Annotated in this window: 20 protein-coding genes and 1 pseudogene; 15 read left to right on the forward strand and 6 right to left on the reverse strand. The window is 69.6% G+C overall.

Going from position 1 to position 17,292, the window contains the following annotated elements; translation table 11 throughout:
* Nucleotides 1–91: 91 nt before the first annotated feature.
* From flgF to ACWPN5_RS07165, 10 genes and pseudogenes are all read left to right on the forward strand, one after another.
* Entirely contained in the window at nt 92–820 is a 729-nt protein-coding gene (gene flgF / locus ACWPN5_RS07120) for a flagellar basal-body rod protein FlgF (protein WP_014200151.1), read from the forward strand.
* Nucleotides 821–838: 18 nt separating this feature from the next.
* Nucleotides 839–1,624, forward strand: a complete 786-nt coding sequence (gene flgG, locus ACWPN5_RS07125) for a flagellar basal-body rod protein FlgG (RefSeq protein ID WP_137142720.1) — start codon at nt 839–841, stop codon at nt 1,622–1,624.
* Between the two features lie 5 nt (nt 1,625–1,629).
* Nucleotides 1,630–2,349: a flagellar basal body P-ring formation chaperone FlgA gene (gene flgA / locus ACWPN5_RS07130; RefSeq protein WP_492295030.1), complete on the forward strand. Its 720-nt coding sequence runs from the start codon at nt 1,630–1,632 to the stop codon at nt 2,347–2,349.
* A 129-nt stretch (nt 2,350–2,478) separates the two neighbouring features.
* Nucleotides 2,479–3,225, forward strand: a complete 747-nt coding sequence (gene flgH / locus ACWPN5_RS07135) for a flagellar basal body L-ring protein FlgH (protein ID WP_492295031.1) — start codon at nt 2,479–2,481, stop codon at nt 3,223–3,225.
* A 19-nt stretch (nt 3,226–3,244) separates the two neighbouring features.
* Nucleotides 3,245–3,739, forward strand: a complete 495-nt coding sequence (locus tag ACWPN5_RS07140) for a hypothetical protein (RefSeq protein ID WP_145690507.1) — start codon at nt 3,245–3,247, stop codon at nt 3,737–3,739.
* Between the two features lie 211 nt (nt 3,740–3,950).
* Nucleotides 3,951–4,127 (forward strand): periplasmic nitrate reductase, NapE protein, encoded by a 177-nt coding sequence (locus ACWPN5_RS07145; RefSeq protein WP_035682958.1) that lies wholly within the window; start codon nt 3,951–3,953, stop codon nt 4,125–4,127.
* Nucleotides 4,128–4,134: 7 nt separating this feature from the next.
* Nucleotides 4,135–4,428 (forward strand): chaperone NapD, encoded by a 294-nt coding sequence (locus ACWPN5_RS07150; RefSeq protein WP_035682956.1) that lies wholly within the window; start codon nt 4,135–4,137, stop codon nt 4,426–4,428.
* A gap of 44 nt (nt 4,429–4,472) precedes the next feature.
* A complete protein-coding gene (gene napA / locus ACWPN5_RS07155) occupies nt 4,473–6,983 on the forward strand; it encodes a nitrate reductase catalytic subunit NapA (RefSeq protein ID WP_492295032.1) in 2,511 nt (836 codons plus the stop codon).
* An 11-nt stretch (nt 6,984–6,994) separates the two neighbouring features.
* Entirely contained in the window at nt 6,995–7,477 is a 483-nt protein-coding gene (locus ACWPN5_RS07160; RefSeq protein ID WP_200479723.1) for a nitrate reductase cytochrome c-type subunit, read from the forward strand.
* A pseudogene (locus ACWPN5_RS07165) lies at nt 7,474–8,095 on the forward strand (NapC/NirT family cytochrome c). The gene ACWPN5_RS07160 and the pseudogene ACWPN5_RS07165 overlap by 4 nt, the downstream one beginning before the upstream one ends.
* Before the next feature lie 74 nt (nt 8,096–8,169).
* On the opposite strand, the gene ACWPN5_RS07170 reads toward ACWPN5_RS07165, so the two are convergent.
* From ACWPN5_RS07170 to ACWPN5_RS07195, 6 genes are read right to left on the reverse strand one after another with little or no spacing between them, the layout of a single operon-like run.
* Entirely contained in the window at nt 8,170–8,832 is a 663-nt protein-coding gene (locus tag ACWPN5_RS07170; RefSeq protein ID WP_200479721.1) for a flagellar hook assembly protein FlgD, read from the reverse strand.
* Between the two features lie 15 nt (nt 8,833–8,847).
* Entirely contained in the window at nt 8,848–10,128 is a 1,281-nt protein-coding gene (locus ACWPN5_RS07175) for a flagellar hook-length control protein FliK (protein ID WP_492295033.1), read from the reverse strand.
* A 47-nt stretch (nt 10,129–10,175) separates the two neighbouring features.
* The gene (locus tag ACWPN5_RS07180; protein ID WP_492295034.1) at nt 10,176–10,910 is read right to left on the reverse strand and encodes a MotE family protein; all 735 of its coding nucleotides are present in this window, start codon (nt 10,908–10,910) and stop codon (nt 10,176–10,178) included.
* 3 nt (nt 10,911–10,913) lie between these two features.
* Nucleotides 10,914–11,573, reverse strand: a complete 660-nt coding sequence (locus ACWPN5_RS07185; protein ID WP_492295035.1) for a DUF6468 domain-containing protein — start codon at nt 11,571–11,573, stop codon at nt 10,914–10,916.
* Complete coding sequence (fliM, locus tag ACWPN5_RS07190; RefSeq protein WP_492295036.1) at nt 11,554–12,669, reverse strand: flagellar motor switch protein FliM; 1,116 nt, start codon at nt 12,667–12,669, stop codon at nt 11,554–11,556. Before fliM ends, ACWPN5_RS07185 begins: the two co-directional genes overlap by 20 nt.
* A 17-nt stretch (nt 12,670–12,686) precedes the next feature.
* A complete protein-coding gene (locus tag ACWPN5_RS07195; protein WP_492295037.1) occupies nt 12,687–13,187 on the reverse strand; it encodes a flagellar basal body-associated FliL family protein in 501 nt (166 codons plus the stop codon).
* 187 nt (nt 13,188–13,374) lie between these two features.
* On the opposite strand from ACWPN5_RS07195, the gene fliF reads away from it, so the two are divergent.
* The 5 genes from fliF to ACWPN5_RS07220 are packed head-to-tail and all read left to right on the forward strand — an operon-like array spanning nt 13,375 to nt 17,278.
* On the forward strand, nt 13,375–15,075 hold the full coding sequence (fliF, locus tag ACWPN5_RS07200) for a flagellar basal-body MS-ring/collar protein FliF (protein ID WP_492295038.1): 1,701 nt from the start codon (nt 13,375–13,377) through the stop codon (nt 15,073–15,075).
* Nucleotides 15,075–15,806 carry a FliH/SctL family protein gene (locus ACWPN5_RS07205; RefSeq protein WP_492295039.1) on the forward strand — a complete coding sequence of 244 codons (732 nt, stop codon included), beginning with the start codon at nt 15,075–15,077 and terminating at the stop codon, nt 15,804–15,806. Before fliF ends, ACWPN5_RS07205 begins: the two co-directional genes overlap by 1 nt.
* Complete coding sequence (gene fliN, locus ACWPN5_RS07210) at nt 15,794–16,135, forward strand: flagellar motor switch protein FliN (RefSeq protein WP_492295040.1); 342 nt, start codon at nt 15,794–15,796, stop codon at nt 16,133–16,135. The genes ACWPN5_RS07205 and fliN overlap by 13 nt, the downstream gene beginning before the upstream one ends.
* Before the next feature lie 32 nt (nt 16,136–16,167).
* The gene (gene fliP, locus ACWPN5_RS07215; protein WP_145678079.1) at nt 16,168–16,950 is read left to right on the forward strand and encodes a flagellar type III secretion system pore protein FliP; all 783 of its coding nucleotides are present in this window, start codon (nt 16,168–16,170) and stop codon (nt 16,948–16,950) included.
* Nucleotides 16,951–16,954: 4 nt separating this feature from the next.
* Nucleotides 16,955–17,278 carry a hypothetical protein gene (locus tag ACWPN5_RS07220; RefSeq protein ID WP_492295041.1) on the forward strand — a complete coding sequence of 108 codons (324 nt, stop codon included), beginning with the start codon at nt 16,955–16,957 and terminating at the stop codon, nt 17,276–17,278.
* Nucleotides 17,279–17,292 lie beyond the last annotated feature (14 nt).

Below are 17,292 nucleotides of genomic sequence, written 5' to 3' on the forward strand. Positions count from 1 at the left end.
GTCAGTTCCCATCGCGGCGCCTCAGGTTGAAACCCGGCTTTAAACTGCATCACCTAGGTTAAGGCGGCGTTCAAACCGAAGGTGTCCGGCGATGGAGAATCCCCTTTACATTGGATTGTCGCGGCAAGTGGCCTTGCGCCGGCAGCTCGATGTCGTGGCGAACAACATCGCCAATATGAACACTGCGGGATTCCGCGGCGAGCGCATGCTGTTCGAAGCGGCGATGGAGCGCGGCGGCATGAAGCCGTCCGACAAGATCGCCTTCACCATCGACCGCGCCACCTACACCGACTTCACCGCCGGCAGCCTGAAGCCGACCGACAACCCCTACGACGTGGCGCTGGACGGCGACGGCTGGCTCCAGGTGCAGACGCCCGATGGCCCGCGCTACACCCGCGACGGGCGGATGCGGCGCGACGTGGACGGGCAGCTCGTGAACGCCGGCGGCTTCCCCTATCTGGACGACAACCAGCAGCCCATCGTCATCCCGGCCGACCGCAGCCGGATGGAGATCGGCACCGACGGGCTGGTCTCCGCCGACAACGAGATGATCGCACGGCTGCGCGTCGTCCGCTTCGAAAGCCCGCAGGCGCTCGCCCAGACCGGCGACGTGCTGTTCGACGCCGTGGACGCCCAGCCGCTGCCGGCCCCCGACACCCGGATCATCCAGGGCAAGGTCGAGCAATCCAACGTCCAGTCCATCGCCGAGATGTCGCGGATGATGGAGCTGACGCGCGACTACCAGTCGGTCACCCGCATGATGGACGACGGGCAGGACCTGCTGCGCTCCGCCATCAACCGCCTCGGCAAATCCGCTTAAAACCAGGAGATTGCGTCCATGCGCGTGCTCAGCATCGCTTCGACCGGCATGATGGCCCAGCAGTTGAACGTCGAGGTCATCTCCAACAACATCGCCAACATCAACACCACCGCCTTCAAGCGCGGGCGCGCCGAGTTCCAGGACCTGATGTACCAGTCGGAGCGGCGCCAGGGCAGCCAGTCCACCGACGCCGGCACCATCATCCCGACCGGCATCGAGGTCGGCCTCGGCGTGCGTCCGGGGGCGGTCAACCGCATCAACACGACCGGCAACCTGACCTCCACCGGGAACGAGCTGGACCTCGCCATCGAGGGTCGCGGCTACTTCAACATCCGCATGCCGGCGGGCGAGACCGCCTACACCCGCGCCGGCGGCTTCAAGCTGTCGCCGGAGGGCACCATTGTGACCAGCGACGGCCATCCGGTGCTGCCGGAGGTCACCGTGCCGCAGGGCACGCGGGAGATCGCCGTGAACAGCTCCGGCGAGGTGCAGGCCTTCGTCGACGGTCAGACCCGCCCGCGCGTGCTCGGCCAGCTCGTGATGACCGTGTTCGTCAATGAATCCGGGCTGGAGGCGATGGGCGACAACCTCTACCGCGCCACTCCCGCCTCGGGCGAGCCGCAGGACGGCACCGGCGGGCAGGCGGGCTTCGGCACCATCCGGCAGAAGTATCTGGAATCCTCCAACGTCAACGTCGTCCAGGAGATCACCGAACTCATCTCCGCCCAGCGCGCCTATGAGATGAACGCGAAGGTGGTCGAGGCCGGCGACCAGATGGCCTCCACCCTGTCGAACATGCGGTGACCGCCATGCGGCGTTCCGTTCGTCATCTGGCCGGACTCGCGGTCGCTCTGCAGCTGTTTGTCGTGCCCGCCCAGGCGGCGTACCTGTCCGACGGCGAGGGGGCGGTGGAGGCGCTGCTGGCGCAGGAGCTGGCGGCCTCGCTCGGCCCGGCGGTGCCGCCGGACGCGCGGGTCTCGCTGGTGCTGACCGTGCCCTTCTCCGGCCCGGTGGAGGCGGTGCGCGACCTCTCCTACGACCCGCGCGGCGGGCTGGTCCGCGCGCTGGTCAGCAGCAACGGGCGCATCGTCGAGGTGAAGGCCAAGGCCGACATCATGGTGGAGGTGCCGGTGCCGACGCGCCGCATCCTGCCCGGCGAGGTGATCGCCGACAGCGACCTGACCACCATCCCGATGCCGTTGGAGCGGCTGAATGGCGCCGTCATCACCTCCCGCGACAGCCTCGCCGGGCTGGCCAGCCGCCGCCAGCTCTCCGCCGGGCGGCTGATCCAGACCTCCGCGGTCGGCGCCCCGCTGGTGGTCCAGCGCAACAAGCCGGTCAGCCTCGTCTACGAGGACGGGCCGCTGCAGCTGATGGCGCGCGGCCGTGCTTTGCAGGACGGCGGGGTGGGGGAACTGGTCCGTGTGATGAACATCGCCAGCAACATCGTCGTCACCGGCACCATCACCGGGCCGCAGACCGTCACCGTCGCCGGCGCGCCGGCTTTGGAAAGCCAGCCCCCTCCCTAACCCTCCCCCTCTGCGAGGTGGAGGGGACGGACCCCGCTTCGCAGAAGGCACCCTCTCCCTCGCAGAGGGGGAGGGCTGGGGAGGGGGCTCGCCTCTGCGCCCGTCAGGCTCCAATCAAGGACACCACCCATGCGCACCCTGCCGCACCGCCGCACCCTGCTTCCCTTCCTCGCCCTGACGGTGGCGCTCGCCGGTTGCGGGCGGCTGGCCGAGGTGGGGCAGGCGCCGCGCCTGTCGGAAATCTCCAACCCCGCCATGGCGCCGGAGGCGCGCGTCATCTCCATGCCGATGCCGCGCCCCAACACCAACGAGCAGGTGCCGAGTTCGCTGTGGCGCACCGGGTCGCGCGACTTCTTCCGTGACCCGCGGGCCAAGCAGGTGGGCGATCTGCTGACCGTCATCATCAACATCGCCGATCAGGCGCAGCTGCAGAACCAGACGCAGCGCCAGCGCTCCAGCGCCGAATCGGCGGGCGTGCCGAACTTCTTCGGGCTGGAATCGCGGCTGCCCGCCGTGCTGCCGGACGCGGTGAACCCATCCAACCTCGTCGACATGGATAGCTCCTCCTCCTCCTCCGGCACCGGGACGATCCAGCGCAACGAGCGCATCGCCATGCGCGCCGCGGCGGTGGTGACCGAGGTGCTGCCCAACGGCAACTTCGTGATCGCCGGCCGGCAGGAGGTGCGGGTGAACTACGAACTGCGCGAGATGCGCATCGCCGGGGTCATCCGGCCCGAGGACATCACCAACGTGAACACCATCGACTACGACAAGATCGCCGAGGCGCGGATCACCTACGGCGGGCGCGGCCAGATCACCGACGTCCAGCAGCCGCGCTATGGCCAGCAGGTCTTCGACATCATCATGCCCTTCTGAGCGGCGGGGAAACGCGATCATGGCGGACCGTCCCGGACCCAGCCGTTATTCCGTCTTCGTGCTGTGCGCCGCGCTGGCGGCGGCGGTGGGCTACGGCATCGGACGCCTGCAGCTGACGCTCGGCGCCGAGGAGAAGGCTGCGGAGCAGGCGGCCGGCGCGGGGCCGGACCTGCCCACCGACGGTCCCGGCCCTTTCTACGTGGAGGTCGGTCAGCTGATGGTGCCGGTGCTGGTGGAGGGCCGCACCAACGCCTTCATTCTGACCCAGATCACCTTGCAGACCGGCAGCGTCGAGCAGTCCAACCTGCTGCGCCGCCATCTGCCCCACGCGCGCAACGCCCTGCTCCAGGCCCTGTTCGGCATGGCGGGGGCGGGCGCCTTCGACGGCCCATCGGTCGATCCCGCCGCCGTCGCCAAATCCCTGAAGCAGGCCGCCGCCGAACAGCTCGGCCCCGACCTCGTGCGCGGCGTGCTGATCGACCGGCTGATGCGCCAGGAAAACACCCGGCTGTAACCTGCTCAATCCCGGTTCGCTTCCTCAACCCCTTCCCCGCACATGGCGGGGGAGGGGTTTTGCGTTGGCGTGCGGCAAAACGTCCAAAGCAACGAAAGTACCGGTACTTAGGGACTGAGTCGGTGCCGGCACTTGACCTCGGTCAAGCCACTCATGATGCGAAAGGATGAAGCTCCGCGGCGATACCGTTCGATCAATCCATGGGACCGCCATGACCGCGCCGCCCGCCCGCACCGCCGACACCGCCGCCCCGACCCGCCGCTTCGAGGGGTTCGTTTTCTTCGCCCTCTCCATCCTGATATGGCCGTTCCTGGCGATCGGCATGGTCGGGGCCTACGGCTTCTCCGTCTGGATGTACCAGATCCTGTCCCACTCCGGCGGGATGTGAGGCGGCCATGCCCGAACTGCACATTTCCAGCCTCGTCATCCAGCACGCGCCCGACCGCACCGCCGCCCTGAAGGAGGTGGTCCTGGCGCTCGACGGCGCCGACTGGCACGCGTCGGAGAACGGCAAGGCCATCGTCACGCTGGAAACCGCGACGGAGGCCGAGGTTCTGGACCGCATCGCCGACATCAACGCCATGGCGGGCGTCCACACCACCACGCTGGTCTACCACCACTACGAGGACGCCGAGCGCTGCGCGGAGCCGATGCCCGCCGACACCGCTCTCGTCCCCCACGCCCATTGACGTCCGTCCAAAAAAAGACGACCCGCCCCAGGAGGCACCCCCCTATGTCCCTGACCCGCCGTGATTATCTGAAGGTCCAAGCCGCCGTGACAGCGGCGGCGGCGGCCGGTGTGAGCCTGCCGTCCGTCATCCAGCCCGCCGAGGCCGGCACCCTGACGGCCGGCGCCGACGCCAAGCTCACCTGGTCGAAGGCCCCCTGCCGCTTCTGCGGCACCGGCTGCGGCGTCATGGTCGGCGTGAAGGAGGGGCGCATCGTCGCCACCCATGGCGACGTGAAGGCCGAGGTCAACCGCGGCCTGAACTGCGTGAAGGGCTATTTCCTGTCCAAGATCATGTACGGCGAGGACCGGCTGACCCAGCCGCTGCTGCGCATGAAGGACGGCCAGTTCCACAAGGAAGGCGAATTCACCCCGATCAGCTGGGACCAGGCCTTCGACATCATGGCCACCAAGTGGAAGGAGACCCTGAAGAAGAAGGGTCCGACCGCCGTGGGCATGTTCGGCTCCGGCCAGTGGACGATCATGGAAGGCTACGCCGCCTCCAAGTTCATGAAGGCGGGCCTGCGCTCCAACAACCTGGACCCCAACGCCCGCCACTGCATGGCGTCGGCGGTGGTCGGCTTCATGCGCACCTTCGGCATGGACGAGCCGATGGGCTGCTACGACGACATGGAGCAGGCCGACGCCTTCGTGCTGTGGGGCTCCAACATGGCGGAGATGCACCCCATCCTGTGGACCCGCGTCACCGACCGCCGGCTGACCCATGAGGGCTGCAAGGTCGCCGTCCTGTCCACCTACGAGCACCGCAGCTTCGACCTCGCCGACATCGGTCTGGTCTTCACGCCGCAGTCCGATCTGGCGATCCTCAACTACATCGCCAACCACATCATCAAGACGGGCCGGGTGAACCAGGAGTTCATCGCCAAGCACGTCAACTTCAAGCGCGGCCGCGACGACATCGGCTACGGCCTGCGGCCCGAGCATCCGCTTGAGCAGAAGGCGAAGAACGTCGCCAAGGCCAACGAATCCGACCCGATCTCCTTCGAGGAGTTCGCGAAGTTCGTCGAGCCCTACACGCTGGAGAAGGCGCACGAGCTGTCGGGCGTTCCGAAGAACCGGCTGGAGGCGCTGGCCGAGCTGTACGCCGACCCGAAGGTGAAGGTCATGTCCTTCTGGACCATGGGCTTCAACCAGCACACCCGCGGCGTCTGGGCCAACAACCTCGTCTACAACATCCATCTGCTGACCGGGAAGATCAGCCAGCCGGGCTGCGGCCCCTTCTCGCTGACCGGCCAGCCGTCGGCCTGCGGCACGGCGCGCGAGGTCGGCACCTTCTCGCACCGGCTGCCCGCCGACATGGTGGTCACCAACCCGGAACACCGCAAGCACGCCGAGGAGATCTGGAAGCTGCCCGAGGGCACGATCCCGGACAAGGTCGGCTACCACGCCGTCCAGCAGGACCGCATGCTGAAGGACGGCAAGCTCAACGCCTACTGGGTCCAGTGCAACAACAACATGCAGACGGCGCCGAACACGGCGAACGAGACCTATCTGGGCTATCGGAACCCGGAAAACTTCATCGTCGTGTCGGACGCCTACCCGACGGTGACGGCGCTCGCCGCCGACCTGATCCTGCCGACCGCCATGTGGGTGGAGAAGGAAGGCGGCTACGGCAACGCCGAGCGCCGCACCCAGGTCTGGCACCAGCTCGTCGGCGCGCCCGGCGAGGCGCGTTCCGACCTCTGGCAGATCATCGAATTCTCCAAGCGCTTCAAGATCGAGGAGGTGTGGCCGGAGGAGCTGATCGCCAAGAAGCCGGAGGTCCGCGGCAAGACGCTCTACGACGTGCTGTACTGCAACGGTCAGGTCAACGCCTTCCCGCTGTCCGACTGCGACCCGGCCTATGAGAACCGCGAATCGCAGGCTTTCGGCTTCTACGTCCACAAGGGCTTGTTCGAGGAATACGCAACCTTCGGGCGCGGCCACGGCCACGACCTCGCCCCCTACGACATGTACCACCAGGAGCGCGGCCTGCGCTGGCCGGTGGTGAACGGCAAGGAGACGAAGTGGCGCTACCGCGAGGGCTTCGACCCCTACGTTCCGGCGGGCGAGGGCGTGCGCTTCTACGGCAACAAGGACGGCAAGGCCAACATCTTCGCGCTGCCCTATGAGCCGGCGGCGGAATCGCCGGACAAGGACTACCCGTTCTGGCTCTGCACCGGCCGCGTGGTCGAGCATTGGCACTCCGGCTCCATGACGTTGCGCGTTCCGGAGCTGCGCAAGGCCTTCCCGAGCGCCGTCGTCTTCATCCATCCCGACGACGCCAAGGACCTGAACCTGCGGCGCGGGCAGGAGGTGCGCATCGCCTCCCGCCGCGGCGAGGTGCGGGTGCGGGTCGAGACGCGGGGCCGCAACAAGCCGCCGCGGGGCCTCGTCTTCGTGCCCTTCTTCGACCACACGGTGCTCATCAACAAGGTGACGCTGGACGCCACCGACCCGCTGAGCAAGCAGACCGACTTCAAGAAATGCGCGGTCAAGATCATCCCCGTCGCGTGAGGAGCCCGTCCATGAAGACCCGCATCACCTTTGCCGCCCTCGCGCTGGCCGCGGCCATGCCGCTCCTGGTGTCCGGCGTGTTCGCCGCGGACGGGGCCGTCCCCGCGAAGGTTCCCTCCGGCCCGCACCCGATCACCCAGGAGATCCCCGCCGACCCCATGGCGAAGGAGATCACCGACGATCACAAGCGGGCGCGGAACTACGCCGACCAGCCGCCGCTGATCCCGCATGCGATCCGCGACTACCAGATCGACCTGAACATCAACAAGTGCATGACCTGCCATGACCGCAAGAACACCGAGGGCTCGCAGGCCCCGATGATCTCGGTCACCCACTTCCAGGACCGCGACGGCCAGACGCTGGGCGCGGTCAGCCCGCGGCGCTACTTCTGCACCCAGTGCCACGTCCCGCAGACCGACGCCCAGCCGATCGTCGGCAACCGCTTCCGCGACATCGACAGCATCCTGGCGGGCGGAAAGGAAGGCGCCAAATGAAGGGCCTTCTGAGCCTCGCCGGGCGCTTCTGGCGCGTCTTCTCGCGGCCCAGCGTGCATTTCAGCCTGGGCTTCCTGACGCTGGGCGGCTTCCTGGCCGGCGTGATGTTCTGGGGCGGCTTCAACACCGCCCTGGAGGTCACCAACAAGGAGGCCTTCTGCATCTCCTGCCACGAGATGAAGAACAATCCCTACGAGGAGTTGAAGCAGACCATCCACTTCACCAACCGCTCCGGCGTGCGCGCCACCTGCCCGGACTGCCACGTCCCGCACGACTGGACGCACAAGATCGGCCGCAAGATGCAGGCGTCGAAGGAGGTCTGGGGCAAGATCTTCGGCACCATCGACACCCGCGAGAAGTTCCTCGACAAGCGGCTGGAGCTGGCCACCCACGAATGGGACCGGCTGAAATCCAACAACTCCCTGGAATGCCGCAACTGCCACAGCGCGGAATCCATGGACATCACCCGCCAGAACCCGCGGGCGGCCAAGATGCACGAGAACCTACCTGTTCACCGGCGAGCGGACCTGCATCGACTGCCACAAGGGCATCGCCCACCGGCTTCCCGACATGAAGGGCGTCGAGCCCGGCTGGACCGGAACCGTGTCGGCGAAGTGACCCGACGCCTCACAACGAAAAACCCCTTCTTCCGGTCCCGGGAGAAGGGGTTTTTCGTTTGTTGAGGACGGAGTTTACGACGCGGACAGGATGTCCGTGCCCTTCACGACGGCGCCGCCCTTCAGGACGAATTCCGTCTCGCCGTTGACGCTGCGCACCTCCTTCACCGTGTCGGTCGTCACCGTGGCGGTGGTCAGCGACGCGCCGGCCTTGTCCTTCGCCGTCACGCGCACGAGGTAGGTGCCGTCCGCGGCGGTGGCGCCGTCGCTGCGCTTGCCGTCCCAGGTGAAGGTCTGCCGGCCGGTCTTCGGGCTGCCGGGCGCGCTGTAGATCACCTGCCCGGCGTCGTTCACCACCTCGATCTTCACCGACGCGGCGGCCCCGTCGATGGCGTAGGCCATCTCCGCCTTGCCCTCCGACAGGCTGATGCGGTCCGACGCGGCTTCCACCTTGCGGCCCAGATAGGCCATGTCCAGCCGCATGCCGCTGTTCTTCAGCGTGTCCAGAACCTGCCCCAAAGTCTCGTTCGTGCGCACGCCCTGCTCCACGGTGGAGAGCTGGGCGAGCTGAGTCATGAACTGGGTGGCGTCCATCGGCGACAGCGGGTCCTGGTTGCGCAGCTGCGCGGTCAGCAGCTTCAGGAACGCCTCGTAGTCCACCGTCTGCTTCTTGGCGGCGGCCGAGGGGGGAGTGGTGGGGGTGTTCGAGGCCGTGTTGTTGGCCGCGGTCGTGGTCATGGCGGGTCCTTGCGGCTAGACGGAAATGTCGACGAGGCCGTCGATGGGGCGGGCGGCGCGTTCCGGCGACGGGGAGCCGATGGGATCGGCAGGGCGGAAGACCCGTCCGGCGCCGTCCCCGCGTCCGCCCTCGCCCTGGCCGGAGAAGGCGAAGCCGCGCGGCTCGCCGTCGCCGCGCAGCGAGAAGTTCAGGGTGCCGCCGTCCAGCTCGAACCCGGCGTCGGACAGGGCGCGCTCCAGGTGATGGATGTCCCGGCGCAGCAGGGCCAGCGTCTCCGGGCTTTCGGCCTGGACATGCAGGGCGACGCGGGCGCCGCTCAGCTCGGCGACGACGCGGACGGGGCCAAGCTCCTCCGGCTTCAGGTCGATGTGGAACTCGCCGCCGCCCGCCTCGACGACCCGCACCAGCTGGCCGGCCATCTGGGCGGCGGGCAGCCGCGCCGCGGCGCTCTCGCCGGGGTGCGCCGCGTAGTGGGCCACCGCGTGGGCGGCCGGCGGGGCGAGGGCGGCGGGCAGCGGCGGCGCCCCGGCGGGGTCGGTCAGAGCGGCGGATGCCGACAGCGCCTCCGCTCCGGCGGACGGGTTGCCACGGCCCTGGCCGGAATTCTGGCCGGTGCCGCCGTTGGACGCGGCGTTGCCGCCCGCCTGGGCCATCGCCTGCTGAAGCTGGGGGGAGGGGGCCTGCGGCGCGTCCGCCTTGGCGGGTGCCGCGGGCTCCACGGCCTGGAACAGCGGTGCCGAGTCCGGCTTGGCGTTGGAGGTCGGCGACGGAACGGTTGGGGAAGCGGGCGGCGCGCTGTCGGCCGTGGCTTTCGGCGTCGTTCCGTCGGGTGGGGCATCCGGGATCGCCGGTTCTGCCGTGGCGGCGAGCGCCGCGGCCGGCGGTTGCGCACCGGGTCGGGCCGGGACCGGAGGCTGGGGCGCCGTGGCGGTCTCCGCCGGGGGCGTCGCGACGGGCGGAACCGGGGGAAGACCGTTGGCGGCGGGCAGGGCCTCCGGCACCAAGCCGGAGTCCGCAAGGCCCGGCGCCGTCGCCGGCGGCGGTGCGCTCAGCAGCGGCAGGAGTGCGGCCAGAGCGGCGTCGGCGCCGGCCGGCGCGCCGCCGGTCTGGTCGGAGGAGTCGGCTTGGTCGCCGTCCGCATCGGCGGCGCCGCGTCCCGCCGCGTCGTCGAGCAGGTCGGCGAAGGGTGTGCCGGACGCCTCGCCCTTGTCCGGCGCGCCGGCGGACGGCGCCGCCTCCGCGGAACGGGCGGGGCAGGGCGGCGGGGCGGCGATGACGTCGGGAAGGCTGGGCATGATGTCTCTTGGTGAGAGAACCGCGTGTCTGGCAGCCGGGGACGGGTTCAGTTCGTCGGTGTCTGCGTCAGGCGGACGGGAAGCGGGGCGGGCGGCGGCGGGCGGTCGCCGGGCAGGGCGCGGCGTTGCAGGACGAGGCGGGTGACCTCGCGCGCCTTGCCGTCCTCCAGCTCCGCGATGATCGGGGCGGAGCGGCGCTCGGCCATGCGGTCCAGCACGTCGATGATGATGTCGGTTTCCAGGTCGTTGAAGATGCGCGCGGCGTCGCGCGGCTTCATCGTCTCGTAGATCGTCACCATGCGCTTCAGATCCTCCGCCTGGAGGTTGGAGCGCTGCTGCATCAGCGCCTCCACATCGCGCTTGATGGCGCTCAGCTTCTGGATCTGGGCGGTGGCGCGGGTCTCGGCGGCGGCCAGCACCGCTTCCGCCTCGCCGAGATGGCGGGTGCGGGCGGTCACGTCGGCCTTCTGCTCCGCGATGGCGGCGCGCAGGGCCGGGTCGGTGCAGCTTGCCGCGGGCAGGGCGGCGTCCATGGGCGGGGCCGCCGGGGTCGCCGGCAAGGCCGCCACGGCGGGGCCCGCCAGGGTGGACGCCGGCTCCGCCGCGGCGTCCGAAGAGGCCTCCGCGCCGCCCTTCAGGTCCTTGGCCCAGGGGCGCTCATGCTTGCCGAACTCGCGGTCGAACTGCTGGGCGACCACCGGCAACCCTTCCATCAGCGAGCCGAGCTTGAGCGGCAGCACCATCAGGAGCGCCACCAGAGTGATGGGAAGCACGCGCAGCATGGCTCAGCGCTCCGGTCCGATGGCCCGCAGCCGGGCGTAGAAGGCGTTGGCGGCCTGCTGCCGCGCGCCGCCGGTGTCCACGGTGGATTCGGCGGTCTCGATGGCGGCCATAGGCGCGGGCGGCGGTTCCTCCGTCGGGCGGACGGCGGTCCCGGCCAGCGCGGTCCCGGCCAGCGCGGCGACGCGCATCGGGCGGAAGCCGTCCTCGTCCTCCGCCGCGTCGCCGTCCGGCGCGGGAGCGATGTTCGCGGGGGCGGGCGCCGGTTCCGTGACGGCGGCGGGCGGCGGCACCGGGCGGGGCCGCGGGCGCGGCGCCGGACCCTCCTCCAGCCGGCGGACCAGGGCGCGGGCCTCCTGAACGGACGCCTCGATGCGCTTGGATGCCCGCTCGCAGGAGCCGAGCACCAGCGCCGCCTCCTCGGTCACGCCCTTGGCGCGGTCGAGCCCGTCGGACAGTTTGGCGGACGCTTCCGTCGCGGCGGCGACCAGCCGCTGCACCGAGGCCTCGGTCTCGTCGATGGTCTTGGAGAAGGTGCCGATCAGCGCGCCGATCTCGGCCTGGCTGGACCGCATCACCTTCAGCCGCTTGTTGACGATCACCAGGAACACCGTGGCGGTGACGAGCATGACCGCCAGGACGGCGTCAATGAGGAATGAGACCATCGATCAGCTCCTGCTTGGTCTCCAGGTCGGTGTCGATCTTGACGGAGATGTTGCCGTTGCGCTGGCCCATGTGGCCGGCGAAGAGGGGGGTGGTCTTGCTCTGCAGAACCACCGGCGCGTCGGGGTCGATGCGCAGTTTCAGCGAGGTGCCCTTCTGCCAGTTCAGCACCTCGCCCAGCGACACCTGCGTCTGCTGCAGCACCGCGACGAGGTCCAGCTTGGCGCGCATCAGCTCGGCCTTCAGGTGGCTTTCCCACACCGTGTCGTGGCCGAACTTCTCGCCCATGAAGGTCTGCACCAGCTTGCCGCGCACCGGCTCCAGCGTGGCGTAGGGGATGACCACCTCGGCGTGGCCGACGCGGCGCTCCACCTCCACGGCGATTCGCACGCGGATCACCGCGTTGGTGGCGCGGGTGATGGTGGCGAACTGCGGGTTCGTCTCCAGCCGGTCGAAGGTGAAGTCGATCGGCGTGATCGGGTCGAAGGACTGGCTGAGGTCCTGGAGGATGACCTTGATCAGCCGCTCGGTGATCTTGCGCTCGATCGAGGTGTAGGTGCGCCCGTCGATGCGCCGGGCGCGGCTGCGCCGGCCGCCCAGCAGCACGTCCATCATGCAGTAGATCAGCGCGCTGTCGACCGACACGACGATGTGGTTGTCCCACTGCTCCGCCCGCGCGACGCCGACCAGGGCCGGAAGCTCGATGGTGTCGAGGAACTCGTTGTAGCGCAGCCAGTCGATGCGCAGCAGGCTGGCCTCCACGCTGGTCGAGGAGAACTGGCGCAGCGAGGTGTTGAGCAGCCGGACCATGCGGTCGAAGACCACGTCCAGCATCGGCAGCCGGTCCTTGTTGACCGTCGTCGTGCTGATCAGCCGCTCGATGGCGCGGGTCTGCCCGGCGGATTCCGTCTGCGGCCCGACCGCGAAGTTCAGCAGGCGATCGATCTCCTCCTGGCTCAGCTCCTTGGTGTCGGCCATCAGGACGGCGGCCTCGGACTCACCGGAGCCGGCGTCCAGGCCCCAGTCGAGGTCGTCCCCGGAACCGCCATGGCCGCCGTTTTCGCCGCCGTCGTCGTCCGTGTCGATGGGAGTGCTCATCCGTTCCTCTGGGTCGGCTATTGGGTGAGAAGGCTGCGCAGCAGGACGTCGGACACCGTGTCCGGGCCGAGGATCAGGTTGAAGCGGCGGCGCAGCTCCCCGCGCAGCCGCAGCAGACCGGCGGACCCGCGCAGGTCGTGCTGGTCGAGGTTGCGCAGGAACTCCTGCTGGGCGTTGACGAGATGGGGCATCGCCTGCTCCACCCGGCCGCGGTCCTTGGGCGCCAGGGCCAGCGTCACCCCGATCTTCATGAAGCGCGACGGCGTGTCGGGGCGCAGGTTCACCAGCAACTCCGGCAGGTCGAGCGTCGCCTGGGCCGGCTCGGCGATGGGCGTGCCCTCGAACAGCCGCGCCACCCCGTCCGGCCCGACGGCCATCCAGTAGCCGCCGAACCCGGCCGCGGCGACGCCGCACAGGGCGGCCGCCCCCAGCGCCAGCCGGGCCAGCGGCAGCACGATGACGTACATCCGCTGCCGGCCCGGCGTTCCCGTCCTTGCCTTTTCAGCATCTGTATTCATCGCGCCCGGCGCCTCCAAAATACCGAAAATTTGAGAGACTGTTTTAAACGATCAAGTTTTAGCGACTTCCTTCCGGTTCATCTTCGCGGCTTTTACTCCGCTTAAAAGTCATCCCGGTAGGTTGTGAAGGATCACGGGGTGAACATTACGGTCCCCGCTTTTCGGAAACTTTAAAGGTGCGGGTGTCGTGACGGGACTGATCGACAATCTGCGGACGCTCGGCCGCACACGCCTTCTGGTGCTGGCCGGCACGGGCGTCGGCATCGTCCTGGCGGTCGCCACCATGGCGGTGCTGCTGTCGCGGCCGCACATGACGCCGCTCTACACCGGGCTGGAACCGGCGGAGGCCGGGCGCATCGTCAAGGCGGTGGAAGCCATGGGGGTGCCGGTGTCCGCCGCCTTCGATGGCACGGCCGTCCAGGTGCCGGAGGCCGAGGTGCCGCGGCTGCGCATGCTGCTGGCCGAGAAGGGCCTGCCGTCGCGCGGCGGCATCGGCTACGAGCTGTTCGACACCGACAAGCCGCTGGGCATCACCAGTTTCATGCAGCGGATGAACCGGCTGCGCGCCATGGAAGGCGAGCTGGCCCGCACCATCGAGACGCTGTCCGGCATCGAGGCGGCGCGCGTCCACATCGTGCTTCCCGACCGCGAGGAGTTCTCGCGCGCCGCCCCCACGCCCACCGCCTCCATCGTGGTGCGCATGCGGGGGCGGGCGCCGCTGGAACGGCGGCAGGCGCTGTCCATCCGCCACCTCGTCTCCGCCGCCGTGCCCAACCTGAAGCCGAGCGCGGTGACTGTTCTCGACGCCTCCGGCGAGGTGCTGCTGACCGAGGAGGACGGCGACGCCCGGTCCTCGGCGAAGGTGGACGGGCTGCGCGCCGGGCACGAGACGCGCATCTCCCGCGCCATCGAGCAGATGCTGGTGGCTCGGCTTGGGCAAGGCAATGTTCGCGTTCAGGTTGCTGTCGACGTCGAAACCAAACGCGAGGTCGTGCGCAGCCAGAGCTTCGACCCGAACAGCCAAGTCGTCCGCTCCACCCAGACGGTGCAGGAACAGGACCGCAGCCTGGACAGCACGGGCGAGCCGCCGGTTACCGCCGAGCAGAACCTGCCGCAGCGCGAGGTCCGCGCCCAGTCCCAGAACAACCGCTCCTCCTCCAACTCCAAGCGCCAGGAGGAGACGGTCAATTACGAGATTTCCAACGTCGCCCGCGAAACGGTGATCGAGCCGGGCGACATCCGCCGGGTCAGCGTCGCCGTGCTGGTCAACGGCACCTGGGCGACGGCGCAGGACGGCACGCGCCGCTACGAGGCCCGCGCGCCCGAGGAGTTGCAACGCATCACCGAGCTGGTGCGCTCCGCCATGGGCTTCAGCGAGGCGCGCGGCGACCGGGTCACCGTCGACAACCTGGAGTTCGTCAACCTCGCCCCTGAGCTGGGCGCCCGCGAGCCGATGGCGGAGATCGTCGACACGCTCAGCCGCAACGTGATGACGCTGATCCAGTGGGTGATCCTGCTGGTGCTCTGCGGGTTGCTGATCGTGCTGGGGCTGCGCCCGCTGATCCGCCGCGTCTTCCCGGCGCCGGAGCCGGTGGCGGCCGAAGCCGCCGCCCCGGCGCTGGCCGCGGGAGCGGCGATGCCGCAGCTCACCGGCCCGGCCATGGGCGGCGATCCCGCCATGCAGGCGGCCCAGCTCACCGACGCGGGCGATCCGGCAACCGCGGCCCTGCCGGGCATCGAGGAGACGATGGACCAGCTCATCGAGCTGCGCACGGTGGAGGGCCGGGTGCGCGCCTCGTCCATCCGCCGGCTGGGCGACATCGTCGACCAGTATCCGGATGAGGCGATCGACATCCTGCGCTCCTGGCTTTACGAGGAGGCGGTCTGATGGGCTACCCGCGCTACCGCTTCGACCAGCGCTTCGACAGCACGGCCCAGGCCGCCGCGCAGGCGGCGGCGGAGTTCGGCGCCCCTCCCGAACCGGACCCCGTCGACCCGCTTGACGAAATCGTCCATTCCGAACGCCATCTCCAGGCCGCCGTCTACGGCGCCGAGGTCCGCGCCTTCGCCGAGGGCGTGGAGCAGGGCCGGCGCGAGGGGGCGGCGGAGGCCTCGGCCCGCACCGACGCCGCTTTGGCACAGGCTCTCTCCCACATCGACGAGCAATTGGCCGCGCTGGACGACCGCTTCGCCGACGCCCTGCGCGGGGTCGAGGCGCAAGGGTCGGCGGTGATGCTGGCGCTCGTCCGCCGCCTCGCCCCGGCGCTGCTGGAGCGGATCGGCGCGGCGGAGACCAAACGGCTCGCCACCGACGCCCTGCGGCTGGCCGGCGGGTCGCCGCGGCTGCGGCTGCGCGTCCATCCCGATCTGGCGGAGCCCGTCCGCGCCCGGCTGGCCGACCCGGAGTCGCTTGGCTTCAAGGGCACGCTGGAGGTCGTCGCCGACCCGTCCCTGCCGCCCGGCGGGCTCGACGCCGCCTGGGAAGCCGGGGGCCTGCGCTACGACCCCGCCGCGGTGGAGCGCGCCGTCGACGGCCTGTGCGACCGCGCGCTGGCCGCCCTGTCCACCGAACATGACCTCTTCACCGACACGGAAAGCACCGCATCATGGCCCCACTGAACCTCGACGTCCTGGAAGACGACGCCAAGCCCGCCGAGAAAGACGCCGCCGGCAGCCCCGCCGCGGCCGTGGCCGGCGGCTCGATGAACGCCATCTACAACGTCCCGGTGGACGTCCAGGTGGTGCTCGGCCGCACCAGCATGCTGGTGGCGCAGCTCCTGAAGCTCGGCCGCGGCGCCGTGGTGGAGCTGGAGCGCAAGGTGGACGAGCCGGTCGAGGTCCTGGTGAACCACCGTCTGGTCGCCCGCGGCGAGGTGGTGATCGTCGAGGACCAGCGGCTGGGCGTCACGCTGACCGAGATCGTGCGCACCGATCTGGCGATCGATTGACCCCCCTTGTGCCGCATCCACGGGGTCCCGCCATGATCCGACGCCTGCTTCCGCCCGCCCTTGCCCTGGCCTTCGCCGCGCTGCTTCCCGCGGCGGCCTGGGCGCAGGGCAGCGGGCTGGACCTGTCCTCCATCGGCAGCGCGCTCGGCAGCGCCACGGGGGAGAGCGGGTCGCTGTCCGGGCGCGTCATTCAGGGCATCGTCCTGCTGACGGTGCTCAGCGTGGCGCCGGGCCTGCTGGTCATGGCGACCTCCTTCACCCGGATCATCGTCGTGCTGTCGCTGCTGCGCTCGGCGCTGGGGCTTCAGCAGTCGCCGCCGAACATGGTGCTGATCAGTCTCGCCATGTTCCTGACCTTCCACATCATGGGGCCGGTCTTCGACGCGGCGTGGCAGGACGGGCTGCGCCCCATGCTGAACGAGCAGGTGACCCAGGAGCAGGGGCTGGAGCGGATGGTCGAGCCCTTCCGCAACTTCATGGCCTCCCAGGTGCGGGACAAGGACCTGTCGGCCTTCGCCGGCTTCACCGGCAAGCCGGAGGCGGAGCAGCCGAAGACGGCGGCCACCGCCGACCTGCGCGTGCTGGTCCCGGCCTTCCTGCTGTCGGAGCTGCGCCGCGCCTTCGAGATCGGCTTCCTGATCTTCCTGCCCTTCCTGGTGATCGACATGGTGGTGGCGGCGGTGCTGATGGCGATGGGCATGATGATGCTGCCGCCGGTGATGATCGCGCTGCCCTTCAAGATCATCTTCTTCGTGCTGACCGACGGCTGGTTCCTGATCGCCAACAGCCTGATCCGCTCCTATGGGGGAACCTGACGCGATGACCGAGCCCCGGCTGCTGCCCGCCATCCCCTCCGCCGGCCTGTCGGCGCCGCCCGCCGCACCCCCCGCCGGGGTGTCGGGGATGGCCGACAGCGTGACCGCCTTCGCCCGGCGGCGGGGCGTCACGGTGGACGACGAGACGGCCGTCGTCACCCTCCTGAACGCGCTCGACCCCAGCCCGCTGGTGCCGCACCGCATGGTGCTGGTCGCCGGCAGCGTCCTGGCGAACGCCTTCCGTCACGACCGCCTGCAGGGCGACCGCCCGCTGGAGCGGGATGACAACTCCGACCACTCCACCCTGACCGCCGACCGCTTCTTCTGAGGTGCCAGCATGGG

It is taken from the genome of Azospirillum sp. UENF 211521, from assembly GCF_058780535.1.